Consider the following 15,199-nt stretch of genomic DNA (forward strand, 5'->3'; position numbering starts at 1 on the left):
ATGAACTTGAATTTATTATTATTGGGTATAGTTGTATTTTTTCTAGTTTTTCAATCTATTAACGCTTTTTGCTTAACAATATTAGGACCAATTTATCGACATTACATTGCAGGTTTTTGGACTAAAAATCCCCAAAAAACTAATGAATGGATTTTCAATGGGGTATATATCGTTACCATGAGCTTGGCTTATCCAACGTATATGCATTTGTTCAATAAATACTCTACTTGGAAAACATCTTTAATTTATGGTTCATGTTTTCTTTTCCTGTGGTTGTTTATACTTGTTTTCATTGCTCCAATGTTAGATAGCTCAGGCAAGTTCGATTAAAAAAATAAATCTAAAATAATGTTTTGAAATTTATGTAGCTTCCTTTAGTTAATTTTATATATTGCCTAGTTAATACTTACTATAATTTTTATAAGGGAGAAGTGTATATGCAACCTAACCTAACTTGCACCACAGAAGAACTAATCCTACTCCTCACCCTCTGCGGTTACCAAGAAACTGCAAAGGGGCTAGGGGAAAGTGTATTTGGCGAAAAATCAACAGATGCATGGGATACCCTACTTGATGGTGCCTCTCACCAACTTATGTTAAAAGGCGTATGGGATTACGATAAAGCAGAAAATGATGAAGTACCTTTAACCAATGAGCTTCAAGACTTTATAAAAAATTATGCTTCGTCCCCTCATCTAGTTCGACTCATAAACCAAGCTCAAGATACTTCTTTATTATTTCACTCTGTATCGGAAGACTACTGGATCGAGCATATTGTAGTAAACGGCATAATACATGAGTTTGGTTACGTTTCTCTAAAAGAAATTAAAGAAGATATTAGAGATTTTTATTTAATTGAAAGTCCTACTCCGTTAAAAGGCTCTGCTTTTGTACTAACTCCAAATCAATTTGAATTATTGAGTGATTCATCAAATGTGGACATATTAGCTAATAACCTTGAAGACGCACCCTTTAAAGATAGTTTTATAAACTTTAAAGAGGACTTAAATAATTATAAGTGGCAACTTGACAATATAAGTAGGTTCTATTTAGAAGATTCTGGCGAAGAAAGTAAAATGACTAATATCTTATTCTTACTACCTTCAAAAAATGGAATCTGGTGCATTAAATATATTGAAAATGATAACGAAGTATTCGTTGCTTTCGAACTAAAAGATACGAATTCTTGGATTGAGGAATGTATGAATCTCTTTAATCATACTGATACACCTGTCCTCAATTAATGGTGTAATAAGAAGGAGTAAAAAATGTACAAATCAAAATTAGACTGGAAATTCATCACAGTGCTAACAACGTCTTTACTTATCTGCCTAGTGATATTATTCTCAATTTATTTTTCTGGTAATACTAGTACTCGTTCGCTTTATTTTTATGGACCAGGATTGATTTTAGGATTGATTATCGGTATTCCTATTTTTCACAATGTTGCGGTAAACACATTTTATGAACTTAAGGAAGATGGCTTGTATATTCGCTCAGGGTTTTCCAAATACAAAGTTGAGTATGAGTTAATGGAATCTGTCCATCCAGTTAACCAAAATCTTAAGAGCACTTTTAACCTATTATCTAATATCAATGGATTGCGTACGATGACTGCATTTAGCGGAACAGCAATCCGCTTAAACGCAAAATGGTCATTCGTAAAAATATCTCCTAAAGAAGAAGAGAAATTTCTAAATGCACTTCTTGAAAAAGTTCCTAATTTAGAAAGATCTAACGACCCATTATAACTTTAAAGGAGGCTAAGCATGTCTGAATCATACTATCGCAGGCTTATCTTTAATCAAGAGATCGCTTTAGCATCTTCAGTAGCTGAAAACGAACGTCTTCGTGATTGTCGGGGGAAATTAAAAGCTAGAAGAGCAAGCATGAATAGTTCAAAACCTAATTATAGCGAACCTGAATTAACGGCATCAACTTGGCGGGGGAAACACGCAGATAAATTCGAAGACAATCGCGAAAGTGGGGTTATTGATACGTATAATTCCCTCTTAGATAAAGTGGATGACGCTCTAGATCGTGTAGATAATGCAATCAATCATTCTCAAGACACGCTTACTTTCCAAACCCAGAATCTTCAAAATTATAAAGCTGCTTTACAAAGAGAATTGGCTAAGGATTAATATTGAATATTGTCACCATTTTATTAGTGCTGTGGCAATTGCATATCATAATCCAAATAACTTGAGCTTAATTAACCGACCAATAAAACTTTAGATAATATACCGATCTCATCAAATAAACCTTCACAAGGACTATAAAATTTCTTTTAAAAAACTCCCAAGTATCGTATCGGGAGTTTTTTAATTAAGCATTAAATCTAATCAGGATAGTTAGATTTTTGTATGAATTAAATTGAATAGAATGGTTCACAATTTTGGATAAAGTTATATTAATTATGACCGAGCTATTGATAATGGATTATGAATTCAAACTAAAACAACTATCTGTAATCAAGCTGTGAGGAGATGAAAGAACTGTATAAAACTAAATTTGATAAAAAGTATATTATTTTAGTTAGCTTAATTTTATTAATTGCTGTGGTCGCTTTAGTCTATTCATGGATAGGCCCATCACCTGGATCAAGATATAAACATGCTAAATATATCCTATTACCAATAGTAGGTATATTTGTTCCATATACTATTTATTCACTACCGAGAATTACATACGAACTATGTGAAAACGAACTTATAATCCATACAGGTGGAATGAAGTTTAGAACCAAATATGAAACAATGAGAGGTATTCATCCTACTAGTTCGAAAATAGACCATATTGTAGAATCTAAGAATCAGGGCGCTTTACGCGTAGTAACAAATTTTAGTAACGGAATCACGATTACATTAAATGATAAAAAAAGACCCTATGTTCAAATCACCCCTAAAAATGAAGAAAAATTTATTCTTGAACTACAAAATAAAGTTCCCACTCTGAAGAGATCTAATGAACCTATATAAAGGAGACTATCATTGCTACTCTTAAAAATTTTATTAATCTTTATCATGTCTTGTTTCAGCATTCAAGCTGCCACAGCATTAGGTTTAGCTTTTGGGGGTCCATCTGGGTCTTGGCAGCGTTGGAATATAGAGCGATATTGGACGAAGAATGCCACTCATTGGGCTGATAAGGTCTTTAATGTTTACTTTTATTTAACAATGAGCTTAGCGTATTTCTCTTACCATGCTGTTTATAAAAAATATGGTTATTTACGGACTCTTGCCATTTTCTTATTTGCTCTTATCACTATAATCTTTACTGTTTTCGGTATTATATTTCCCTTTTTAGATATAATAGGTTTTTTTGATTTTTTAGATTCATAAAATGAATAAAAGCACCTCATTGAATATTTTCATTCGATGGGGTGCTTTTTATTTATTCCATCCTCACAGCTGGATCCATCTCCGGCTGCTCTTTTTGCAGTTTTCGACTAATAAATTTTCCGAACAGAGCTGCAAGCACTTGCTGGAACAGGGTTCCGAGTATAACTGGCAACGAAACGGCCGGTGGAAAATACACTACAGCAATGGCTGCACCCACTCCAATGTTTCTCATTCCGGAGTTAAACATGACGCTGATTGAGATGTCGGAGGCAAAGCCGAGGCGTCTGGAGCCAAAGAAACCGATTAGATAGCTTGTGATGGCTAGTGTTAGAACAACAAAAAAGATGGTTATAACCGTTGCGTCTATAGATGTGAGATAAGGTGCTACGATGGAGCCGTTGAGCATAATGACGGTCAGTAAGCTTAGTTTAGCTAATGGGGCAAGGGTTTTACTCATTCGAATGATATTGCCTTTTCTTAGATGATTCACTAAGATACCTAAAGCTGATGGGAGAATCACCATCATGATGAGACCGCTCATCACTCCCCACGTATCCAGTGAAATTTGTCCTCCAATCAAAATACTGAGTGTTAAGGGCACGATGAATGGAGAGATCAATGTATTTATAAGAATGATAGCAAGGGTCAAGCTTCTGCTACCATTATAAATCGAAACCCACATGAGGGTAACGACTCCGGTAGGTATCGTAAAAGCAAGCACTAGGCCGGCAATCGTCTCAACGTTTCCTGCAAAAAAAGCGTGCCCAAGTCCAAATGCTAGGAGCGGCATGATGACTTGGATAATGACCATACTAGTAAGAATGGGCGCGGGATAATGAACGATATTTTTCATATCTTTAGGACTAATGGCTAGGCTGCTAGCAAACGTAATAAATGCAAAAATAAAAGGAACTAAAAATACATAGCTTGAGAAAAACGTGCTTAACATCACACCTGTGATAACTCCCATAGGTGTGAGAATGGGCAACGCTCTTTCTAAAAACCGGTTCAGCGTATCTAACATTCAATCTCTCCTACCTTACAAATGAAATGGACCTTTTTATTTTTAGTTTACCATATGAAAGGGAAGCTGTATTGAGCACGGGGTTGATTTTGCAGACTTATTCGCTACACAGCTCTGATCATTCTTTGAGCACTTCCTCCCTTTCCGCTCATTTTAAAAATTTTCGCGCACCGGAATCGAAATTTCGCGCAGCTCTTCTCTATTTTCGCGCAATTCACCTTAGATTTCGCGCATTTGAAATTCACGGCACGTGCTTTAAAATGTGTTTTTGCTCCACATGCTCTCTTCCCCTTTTAAATACAAAGAAACGCAGTCCACAAACTGCGTTCCTCCTCATCCTTATTTCAATTCATCTGCCAAGCGGTTAAATTCTTCGATATCTGCTAGGACTACATCAATGGCTTGCTGCCAGAACGATGCGTCTGTAAGATCAGCGTCTAGGTGTTTCTTAGCCAGGTCTTCGACAGTCATGCTGGCGGTGTCTTCGAGTAAGGCGATGTAGCTGTCTTCGAAGGATCCTCCAGCTTCAAGCGCCTGCTTATAGATGCCTTGGCTGAATAGATATCCGAATGTATACGGGAAGTTATAGAATGGCACGTGGGTGATATGGAAGTGCAGTTTGGATGCCCAGAAGCTTGGTGAGTATTCTGTGAGCTGGTTTCCAAAAGCTTCGCGTTGAGCTTCTTCCATTAATGCGTTTAGCTCCTCTACTGAGAGGCTTTTTTGCTTACGTGCTTCATAAAATCTTGTTTCAAATAGGAATCTCGCGTGAATGTTCATAAAGAAAGCGAGTGCGCGTGAGATTTTGTTTTCGAGTAGTGATAGCTTTAGTTCCTTGCTTTCCGCTTCCTCTACTAAGGCATCAGAAACGATGGCTTCTGCAAAGGTTGAGGCGGTTTCGGCCACATTCATTGCGTATTTGCGTGCAAATGGTTGCTTTTCGGTTAAGCAGTGGCTATGGTAAGCGTGACCTAGCTCATGAGCTAGGGTCGCGACATTTGCCATTGTACCGTCATAGGTCATAAAGATTCGTGATTGCTTCTTTAATGGGAAGCTTGTACAAAAGCCTCCTGGACGTTTCCCAGCACGGTCTTCGGCTTCAATCCAACCGTCGCGCAAGGCGCCTTCTGTAAATTCTGCCAGCTTCGGACTAAAGGCGCGGAAATGCTTGATGATGAGATCACACGCTTCCTGATAGCTGATTTTCTTATCATTCTCAAGTGGGAGCGGTGCGTTTACGTCATGAAAGGAAAGTTTCTCAATGCCAAGGAGCTCGGCTTTTTTCTCCATAAATTGATAGAACGCTGGCTTGTTTGCCGTGATCGTATCCCACATCGCATTAAGTGTTTTTTCTTCCATGCGGTTATAAGCTAATGGTTCTTTTAATACGTTATCCCAGCCTCTTGCTTCGTAAAGCTTTAAGCGGAACCCGGCAAGGTGGTTAATTGTTTGTGAGAACACATCTGCTTCCTTTTGCCATGCTTCTTCGTTTACTTTAAAGGCACTTTCGCGCACAGAGCGGTCACTTGAGTTCATGCGATTTTGTAGCTGCCCAGCTGAGAGAGATTTTACTTCCCCATCTTCTTCAAACGGAATTTCCATACGCCCCACAGCTTGATTGTAGAAGTTCCCCCATGCGTGATAACCATCAATAGCTAAACCAGCAGCCAGTTTTTCTTCTGCTGGAGAGAGTTTTTCTATAGCTTGTTGTCTTTTTTCTTGTAAATTAAAAGTTACTCCATCTAGCTCAGACTGCTCAGTTAGTTTTGCAAAATCCGAATCTGATAAGCTAGCAAGCTCTTGTTCCAGTTTATCTGAAAGGGTTTGAAGCTTAGCCCCTATTTCTAGTAACTGCCCTTGCAAAAGCAGAGCCTGCTTGTCTTTGACGTTTTGAGCCGTTAAGCAGCTGACAAACCCACCTGCGTGCTGTTGACGCAAGCCGATTTGCTGAACATGGACGAGTCCTTCTGTAAGCTGAGCTAACGTCAACTCTCCCTCAAGCTGCTGATCTAATTGCTTTAACTGGTTTTTTGTCTTTACCAAAAAGTCCAGAAATTCACTAGATTCACTACCACCTGCAAAAAACGTTTCTAAGTCCCAATTTTCCGGAAAGTGCATATGTATCTCCTCCTAGACTATTTCGCCTTACGTAATATCTAGTTTATCAAATTTTTCAGAAGATAACATCTACTAATTAAGAAAGTATAATTGCTCCATATAGTAATGATCCGAGGATAACAAGGGCTGGATGAACTTTGACCACCTCTAGCAAAACATAGCTTCCTACAATTAGAATGATGGTTTGAATTGAGCCGGCTCCCTCCCACGAGGTCACAAAGAAATCATAGGCTAGTACCGCTAAAAGAATAGCGATAGTTGGTTTGATTAGCTTTGTTAGCAATTTTACCTTTGGTGAGTCTTTAAATTTTAATAATATATTTAAGAGAACAATCATTAAAAATACAGTAGGTGCAACGGTCGCAAATAAGGCCACAGCTGCTCCTGGAATACCAGCTACTTCATAGCCTATTTGCCCAGCCAGCTTTGTTGCAATTGGTCCAGGCAATGCATTAGACAAGGCGACAAGTTCACCAAAATCCTGATTGGTCATCCAGCCATAACGACTGACCACTTCATTTTGAATAAGTGGAATGGATGGCGGGCCACCTCCGTAACCGACTATACCTGGGATAAAAAATGCGATAAATAGTTGTAAAAGTATCATTGCTTACTCCTTTTAACCTTTTTGCTCTTCTTGTTTCTTAGCTGGTTTCAGTAATGCATATGCCATCAAAACGACAATCAAAATAGCTGGATGAATGCCGAGAAGTTCCATAGCTATTAAACTAACAACGCCGAGTATAATCGCTCCTGTCCAACCTAACCCTTTTCCTGACTGCTTCACAAATGTAAATGTCATGACAAGTAGCATGACTCCCACGACTGGTGTTACAGCTTGAGTCATTCCTTCTACTATCGGCGACTCACTAAAAGATGCCAAAAGACTAATAAGCCCGATAAGAATGACAACAGTCGGAATGACTGTGGCAAATAATGCATTTAACATCCCTGCCCAGCCACCAAGCCGATAGCCAATGTACCCTGACATTTTGGTCGCAATTGGCCCTGGCAACGTATTCCCTATCGCTAAGATATCAGCAAATTCCTCATCATCCATCCACTTATAACGCTTGACGACTTCATCATGGACTAAGGGAATGGTTGATGGTCCCCCACCATATCCAAGCATCGTTGAACGAAAAAATGCGATAAATATATCCTTCTGTAGCTTCCAATTCATTACCTTTCCTCCTACCTTACAAAAACATATTCCTACTAATACTAATGCAAATGATGGTCTCTGACAAACAGGGGATTACAAAACCTTTTAAAATATTAATCTATCCACGAAATAATTTAGATTGTGGAGAAGTGCTACTGAATGTTCAAAAAAAAGCCTGACAGCAAATATCTTTGCCATCAAGCCACTATATCTTTTATAAGAATTTTTGTACCTTCGGAAACACCCTCGTTGCCGTATTGTAGAAAAAATCCTCATGAAACGATTCGGGAATCATATCCGCTAACCATTCCATATACGGTTTGACCTGTACGAGAGGCCAGTCTGTGCCGAAGAGCAGCCTGTCATAGCTATCACAATAAACCAAGGCTTGACGCAGATGATCAAAATAACGATTATCGCGATCGAAGTGCCTACCCACTCGTTCTTCTGTACCAACAATCAATCCAGAAAGATCGGCAAAGACATTACGGTTTTTGTAAATGACTTCAGCAGCAGTTAGACACCAAGGATCGCCAAAGTGTGCCATCATGAACTGAACATCACGGTGCTCCACTGCTACCTCATCTATCGTTAGTGGGTGTGAATATTTTAACAGTCCTTTTTCAGAATATGTATCGCCCGTATGATAAACAACGGGCACTGAATATTCCTTAGCCAAACGGTAGATAGGCTGATAGACCTCATCATACGCATAGTATGGATAATAGCCGAGGTAAATTTTGATTCCGACAACCCAATCCTTTTGGAGTTCCTCCTCAAGCTTTACCAATGACTGTTCCGTAAAGAGAAAAGGGTTGATACCAATACAGCACATAATCTGCTTAGGTCGTGTTTCGAGGTCGAGACCCATCAGAGCACCCGCTCCACGATCTGGGAATTCTCCCACTACCGTCTCCTCCACGCCCATGCCGATTCCAAGCACGACATTTGCATCCTTATATTCCTGTAACAATCCCTCTGTGTTATAGGAAATATCTGCGAGCTCTGTAGCAGTATCCTTAAACGATTGGATATTTGAAAAATGCAGATGCGCATCAATGATTTTCATGCTCAGCCTCCTTAAATGTGACGTTTCGTAGCCAGTCCCAGCCCTTGCCCGCAAGATGCTGATCTGTTACACAATAAAATGTTGGTTTAGAACGAACTCTCGCTTGTTCTGGCGTGGCTGTGAAGGATTGAAAAGCTGTCCATAAACATAGCTCTGCGTTTGAATATAAGCCACTATCGCTATAAAAATCCGTATCTACAATGACGAGTCCCTCTTGTATTTTCTTATCCCACATTCGAACTACTGAGCTCACTTGCTCACCAATCAGCTCAAACGGCGTTTTTCCGGCTATTTTGTGCTCTTCTGAAGAGCTTCGAGCATACATTTGGAGCTGCTCCGACTCTTTATCCAAAAATATCGTTGTTTTAAAACGATGACCCTTTAGAAGCTGGTCTGGATAATCAACTTCATAATACGTGGCAAGCACCGGACTCTTCGGCAGTGTAACAAAAAATTGCCTTAAGGTCATCTCCTTCCACTTATCATGATTGGCAAACGATGTGTCAACACGCAGACCCTGCCACGTATGTCCCCATTGGTCAAAAACCTCAACAAATGCTGCGTCACTGCTTTGATTTAACAGGGAATAAAGATTAAGATCTGCAGGCATGGTATGAAGGCCACCGCCCCAAGGGTTCCACCACGATTTTGGCCCAGGTGTTGGAAAGGCGTGAGCAAGCCATTCCTTCTTCTGAGTCTGCAAGGAATAGACAGAAGGGAAGTAGCTTGGCGCGGCTTTAAACGATATCACTCCATTATTTACACTTAACACCTTATGACCTTGTTCCTGATCAATCTCTTTTTTTATGTCATCCTTTTCTGTAGGAATAGCTTGAATAGTAAGCGGTTGGACATGCGTATCTAGGTGTACATCTGTTGAGACCGTTGTAACCTTTGTTGAAGAAATACTTTGCGTAATCTCCTGACTTGCTTCACCCGTTAAAGATAATGATTGTCCAATTGGAGAACCCTGAATATAGAGCGAGCCTACGGTCACCTGTTTAGATAATTGACTAATTTCAAGCTGAACAGGCTGCTTTGGATCACAGAATCCATGGCCTTGGCTAAAGTCTATAGTCATTCTCTCTCTGATCGGCTGTGGTTCTATTTTTTTCTGGAACGCACGCCAGTTGGAGTAAACATTTATATCAATTGTTAGGGGTGCAAAATGTTGTGAGCCTCCCGGTTGAATGTTTTCTGCCTTTTGCTCAAAGGCGGTTTGCCAGCTTGGTGAAAAAAGTCTAGCATCCTCTGGCCATTGCAGACTAAAGGTGTGACCCTTTCCTTCTAAATACATCCACGGGGCAGTAAGGTGATTTAACGGTAAAAGCCCCATTTCCACAGATTCCTCCAAATGTAGCAGAGCACCCTGAACAGGGAGCACTCCTTTATCCGCATCAAGGAAAAACAGCTGACTTACATGTACATCCTTTAAGCTTTGTGCACTATTATTTCTAAGCTCAATGGATAGGCTTAGCGTGCCATCATACGTCCAACGAAACACTCGAACTACCGTTAATTCCCGTTTTCCAAGCTGATAGGTTAATTCAAGAACAACAGCGTCCTCCTGCTCCTCCCATGAACAGTGATCCCATGTCTGTTTTGCAAGATCATGAGAATAAGGCAAACCAATCATTGGATGCACCAATGTTAATGGAATCCTTTCATATGTGAAGGCATTCAAAAGGGTCATGTCGTGGTTTTCTTTATTACATTTTAAGATCATCGCCCCGTGATACAGATAAAGATTCGTTGGGGTATCCATACAGAAGGACTTGTTTCTTTTTGGCAGGGCAAACTGGATCGTTTCCTCATATTGAGCATCCAACCAGCTCAATGAGCTTTGCACAAATACCTTGTACTGCTGCTCACCAAATTGGGAGGAGGTATATGGAACAGTGAGCACCCGGTTCTCTTTCGGCTCAAGCTTGAGCGAATACTCCTGATTTCCAGCCACGGTTAACCTTACATTCTGTTCCTCTTGTAGTTGATTTTCTACTTGAATGTAAAACTCTGAAGGGCTGTTTAAGACCACCTGCTCAGGATTAAGTATATGTGCCTGTAAAGCGAGTGGTTTTTGGATATTGGACCCAACTTCCAAAGGAAAACGAATCCCCTCAATTTCTAATTCAATAATTAATTGCGGATGGGCTTTCCATTTAGATTGTTCAAGAGCAGGCGCACTGTCTACTTTAAATGGCACCTTAAAGACTTTTTCACCCTCCACTTTTTCTGACACATTTAAAGTGCCTTCGATATATTCATGCTCTGCAAGATTCGCTTTCACCTGCAAAGGCTGTGCTTGTTTATTTTTGATACGGAGACTTGCCTCATATTCACCAGTTAGCAATAGGTGATGCGAAGGCATCTCCCACTCTACTTCATATTGTTCTGTTGAGAAGGCGGAAATCCCTCGTCCGCTTTGCTCAATTTTTGCCTGCACATGTCCTTTTGGGGTTTCAAAGTCATATGTATAAAAGGTAAACCCATTCTCTTTTTCACCATCAGGTTTAATACTTATCTCCCTTTTAAGGGTGTCATACCAATTCGTCGAGTCCACATATTCACTCAAGACAGGATGAGTGATCACTTTTGGGATAAAGTTAAGCAGATGAACCGTGTCATCTCTCTCTTCCCAGAAGAATCCGCAGCGCTTGTAGAGTGGTACGGCTTTTGTATTCCCTGGCCATGTATATAAATCAAGTCTCGGCCAACCAAGTTCTATTGTTCGTTTTAACGCTTCAAGGACCAGCTGTTTTCCTATACCTTTGCCGTGATAATGAGGATGAACATTTAGCAATGGGATGTATAATGCACCCACATCTCCCCTGAATTCTGAAAAACCACAATACCCTACTACTTTATCTTCATCGTAAGCAAGCAGTGTCGTGATATTTCCGTTTGAGGCTTCTGTCTGGCGGCGATCTTCCGCTGTTTCTACTTCTTGTTCACCGCCCCAGCTATCCCGACTTTCATTCCAAAGTGTAGCTACAGCGCTAGCATATGTATCTTGGTATTCTCTGATTTCGTATAAATGCTTTGACATAAGAATCCTCCCTACTATCAAACTACTATTAATTGTATGAAGATTCCCTCGATTTGTAAATGAAAAGGAACAAATTTCATGTAAGGTCTTACCATTTATACAATAGCGCTTCAAAAACCGCTCCGCCAAAACACTCGCTTTCCGCGGGCACGGCTTCAGCCCTTGAAGTGGAAAATCGCCCCTTCAATGTCTTCAGACACGTGCTCTCCCGCAGGAGTCTCGCATTTTGGCTACGCTAGTTCTACTGTGGAACTTATAATTGTTAATTGTTTTTAAAAGTAAAAATTAAAGTTCATTATCTATAGCTTTATAATTCTTCCTCACTCATAGCGGACGTAGTGGGTCGCCCCCGAGAGAATTGCACGTGAAGAAGTGAAATTAGCTGGATTCTAGCCTAGATTAGTTCACTACACTTTAGCGGGATCGCGCCAAATTTCTGGAACGTTTTTTATGCTCTTGCATGCGTCAATAAGGACACAAAAAAACCGAACTACGTGCATAATATGCACGAAGCCCGGATATCTTAATCGTTCTATGTCCTACAGTTACATCTGTTCCAGCTTATCAAGATAAGGACTTAGATCTACGCCCATCTCGTCAGCCAGTCTTTTACCAAGATCAGCATCTGCACGGTAGAAATTGCACAGCAATAGAAGTACAGTGCGTTGCTCTACGTCCTGCCAATCGGAGACGAGATTCTTTACAAGGGAGTCTTGCATTTCCTTACTATGTCTGCGCCACACTTGACCAGCTTGGCCAAAGTGGTCTTTCTTTTCGATTGCCAGACGACCACGTGTTTCTCCTTCATTTGGAGCTTTGTAGTCCATGTGAAGCTCATCTTCTTTAGGCTCAGTCTCATAGCGGTTTGGCTCATAATTAACTGGGCTGGTTTGTTGCTTAATTGGCATCGCTCCGTCTCTTTGATAGTTATTGACCTGAGCAAACGGACAATTTACAGGCAGCTGCAGGTAGTTAGGTCCGATTCGATGGCGTTGCGTGTCAGAGTAAGAAAATAAACGACCTTGAAGAAGCTTGTCCTCAGACGGTTCAATTCCTGGTACCAGTACGCCTGGATTAAAGCCAACAGACTCTGTTTCAGCGAACACATTATCAGGGTTACGGTTTAACGTCATGGTCCCAACATGATGGTATGGAAAATCTTCTTCAAACCAGTCTTTTGTTGCATCAAGTGGATCAAAGTCATAGTTATCCATATCTGCCGGGTCAAGAAACTGGACATATAAATCCCATTCTGGAAACTCGCCACGTTCAATGGCTTCATATAAATCAATAGAAGCATGGTTAAATTCCTCAGCTTGGATCTTGGACGCCTCTTCTTCAGAGAGGTTGCGCTGCCCCATTTTTGGAACCCAGCGGAACTTCACATAGACCATGTTTCCATAGGCGTTAATCCATTTAAACGCATGCACGCTTGAACCACGAATTTCACGGTAGCTCGCTGGAATGCCCTCGTCTGTAAATAAGTGCATGAGCATGTTTGTAGATTCAGGTGATAGCGACATGAAGTCCCAATATCTATTTGGATCTTGCACATTTGTACGCGGATCCGGCTTCAGGGAATGAATCACATCTGGAAACTTGATGGAATCACGAATGAAAAAAACAGGTAGGTTGTTCCCTACGAAGTCCCAGTTTCCTTCTTCAGTATAGAATTTCACTGAAAAACCTCTAGGATCTCTTAACGTTTCAGGAGAGTGCTGACCATGAATAACAGTAGAGAACCGGGCAAACACAGGAGTTTCCGTGCCCTCCTCCTGTAAAAAAGCTGCTTTTGTATAACGCTTCATGCTATTGGCTACTTTAAACACACCATGCGCCCCTGCACCACGAGCATGAACAACACGCTCCGGTACTCTTTCTCTATCAAAATGCGCAAGTTTTTCAATCAATTGATAATCTTCAAGTAACGCTGGACCGCGTTGACCTGCTGTACGAGAGTTTTGATTATCATAAATAGGCTGACCTTGATTATTCGTTAACTTCTTCATGAACATTCTCTCCTCATTTATGTAATTATCGATAATAATTATAACATGATAATAATTATCGAATCTCTATTATGAGTCTATCTCTTCTACCATTGCCTGTCAAAGAAAAGGCTTACTCTATTCAAAAGTTGTAAATGTATTATCCTTGCTGATCGGATATGTATGCTCATCAGTCAAATAATGAATAATACGTTGGTTGCGCTGTACAGCCAATGCTAGATTAGTGGCACTTGTCCCATGTGCATGCACGACGTTAGTCAAAGCAAAAATTTGGCCTTGCCTCTTATCTTTAAATGAGACTCGACCATCAAGTTCAACAGCAAATTCAGTCTCACTTTCCCACTGCATCTCATCACTCATGCGTAAGAACCACTCTGGTAGATTGGGTTTATAACCAGTAGCTAACACAAGCTTTTCTGTTTGGTGCTCAAAGCTAGCATTTGTTTGCCACTGATGAAATGTCAACTGCACCTTTGTTGGCTGCTCCTTAATCTCTTTAAGCTCTGAGGTTGGTCGTATTTTAGCTGGAGAGCGCTTCTGCCCAATGGAGCGATGATACAATAGGTCATAGATGTTTTTTAAGGTCTTAACCTGCACCCCATTTCGAATACCTTCTAACCTAGGTAAGGCTTCTTTTCTTGCTGAATAAGGGAGCTGATGAAAGTACTCTGTGAAGTCCGGGGAGAACATTTCTATACCGAGTTTGCCCTCCTCCATTTGAAAGAAACCCGCCGAACGAGTAAACCAGCTTAACTCATAACCATGATCCTCTTGGGCATAAAGTAAATCGTAGAAAATCTCTGCAGCACTTTGACCAGACCCTACCACAGTAATAGATGTGGCCTTCTTTAATTCCTTCTCATAAGGTAGATACTCACTTGAATGAATACAGTTTGCAGACATTTTTTCTTTAAACTTTCCAGGGATAGCAGGCACTGTTCCCGTGCCCATGACCAAATGGCGAGTATGTACGGCGAACGTCTCTTTTGTTTGCCTGTCTGTGCAGGAAACATGATAGACTTCGTTTTCTGTATCGTAGCTCACATCATCAACATGAATATTAAACTGACACGTTAAGAGCTTGGAAGCGACCCATTGCAGGTAGGCATTATATTCCTTTCTCGGAATATCAAAGCGATTAAAATAATAAAACGCATACAGCCTTCCCTGTTCGTGTAAATAATTTAAGAAAGTGAACTCACTTTTTGGGTTCGCGAAAGTGACCAAGTCTGCTATAAAAGGAACCTGAAGATCAGTCATCTCAATAAGCATCCCAGGGTGCCATTGTAAGCTACTCTGTTTATCAACAAAGTAGCTTGTGAGTTCTGTCCCTTCCTCAATCAACGTAGCAAGTCCAAGATTAAATGGTCCCAACCCTATTCCCATGATGTCAACATGCTTTTTGATTTCCAATCTACTTCCTC

Annotated in this window: 13 protein-coding genes; 5 read left to right on the plus strand and 8 right to left on the minus strand. The window is 40.4% G+C overall.

Annotation, left to right across the window (positions count from 1 at the left end):
* Window positions 1-437 precede the first annotated feature (437 nt).
* The 5 genes from FN960_RS17310 (at window position 438) to FN960_RS17330 (ending at window position 3,344) form a co-directional block, all read left to right on the plus strand.
* Window positions 438-1,244, plus strand: coding sequence for a YfjC family protein (locus FN960_RS17310; RefSeq protein ID WP_143850118.1), 807 nt, complete (start codon window positions 438-440; stop codon window positions 1,242-1,244).
* Between the two features lie 24 nt (window positions 1,245-1,268).
* A complete protein-coding gene (locus tag FN960_RS17315; protein ID WP_143850119.1) occupies window positions 1,269-1,751 on the plus strand; it encodes a PH domain-containing protein in 483 nt (160 codons plus the stop codon).
* An 18-nt stretch (window positions 1,752-1,769) separates the two neighbouring features.
* The gene (locus tag FN960_RS17320; RefSeq protein WP_143850120.1) at window positions 1,770-2,144 is read left to right on the plus strand and encodes a YwqH-like family protein; all 375 of its coding nucleotides are present in this window, start codon (window positions 1,770-1,772) and stop codon (window positions 2,142-2,144) included.
* Between the two features lie 345 nt (window positions 2,145-2,489).
* Window positions 2,490-2,981 carry a PH domain-containing protein gene (locus FN960_RS17325; protein WP_143850121.1) on the plus strand — a complete coding sequence of 164 codons (492 nt, stop codon included), beginning with the start codon at window positions 2,490-2,492 and terminating at the stop codon, window positions 2,979-2,981.
* 12 nt (window positions 2,982-2,993) lie between these two features.
* Window positions 2,994-3,344: a hypothetical protein gene (locus tag FN960_RS17330; RefSeq protein ID WP_143850122.1), complete on the plus strand. Its 351-nt coding sequence runs from the start codon at window positions 2,994-2,996 to the stop codon at window positions 3,342-3,344.
* A 52-nt stretch (window positions 3,345-3,396) separates the two neighbouring features.
* On the opposite strand, the gene FN960_RS17335 is transcribed toward FN960_RS17330, so the two are convergent.
* From FN960_RS17335 to FN960_RS17370, 8 genes are all read right to left on the minus strand, one after another.
* Window positions 3,397-4,368, minus strand: a complete 972-nt coding sequence (locus tag FN960_RS17335) for a bile acid:sodium symporter family protein (protein ID WP_143850123.1) — start codon at window positions 4,366-4,368, stop codon at window positions 3,397-3,399.
* A gap of 339 nt (window positions 4,369-4,707) precedes the next feature.
* A complete protein-coding gene (locus FN960_RS17340; protein WP_143850124.1) occupies window positions 4,708-6,486 on the minus strand; it encodes a M3 family oligoendopeptidase in 1,779 nt (592 codons plus the stop codon).
* A gap of 76 nt (window positions 6,487-6,562) precedes the next feature.
* Entirely contained in the window at window positions 6,563-7,093 is a 531-nt protein-coding gene (locus FN960_RS17345; protein WP_143850125.1) for a chromate transporter, read from the minus strand.
* A 12-nt stretch (window positions 7,094-7,105) separates the two neighbouring features.
* A complete protein-coding gene (locus FN960_RS17350) occupies window positions 7,106-7,669 on the minus strand; it encodes a chromate transporter (protein WP_143850126.1) in 564 nt (187 codons plus the stop codon).
* A 196-nt stretch (window positions 7,670-7,865) separates the two neighbouring features.
* Window positions 7,866-8,720, minus strand: coding sequence for an amidohydrolase family protein (locus tag FN960_RS17355; RefSeq protein WP_143850127.1), 855 nt, complete (start codon window positions 8,718-8,720; stop codon window positions 7,866-7,868).
* Complete coding sequence (locus FN960_RS17360; RefSeq protein WP_143850128.1) at window positions 8,707-11,766, minus strand: GNAT family N-acetyltransferase; 3,060 nt, start codon at window positions 11,764-11,766, stop codon at window positions 8,707-8,709. The genes FN960_RS17355 and FN960_RS17360 overlap by 14 nt, the downstream gene beginning before the upstream one ends.
* A gap of 545 nt (window positions 11,767-12,311) precedes the next feature.
* The gene (locus FN960_RS17365) at window positions 12,312-13,775 is read right to left on the minus strand and encodes a catalase (protein ID WP_185971087.1); all 1,464 of its coding nucleotides are present in this window, start codon (window positions 13,773-13,775) and stop codon (window positions 12,312-12,314) included.
* A 117-nt stretch (window positions 13,776-13,892) separates the two neighbouring features.
* Window positions 13,893-15,188, minus strand: a complete 1,296-nt coding sequence (locus tag FN960_RS17370; protein WP_143850130.1) for a lysine N(6)-hydroxylase/L-ornithine N(5)-oxygenase family protein — start codon at window positions 15,186-15,188, stop codon at window positions 13,893-13,895.
* Window positions 15,189-15,199: the final 11 nt, after the last annotated feature.

The organism is Alkalicoccobacillus porphyridii, assembly GCF_007293315.1.
Classification (GTDB): domain Bacteria; phylum Bacillota; class Bacilli; order Bacillales; family Bacillaceae_D; genus Alkalicoccobacillus; species Alkalicoccobacillus porphyridii.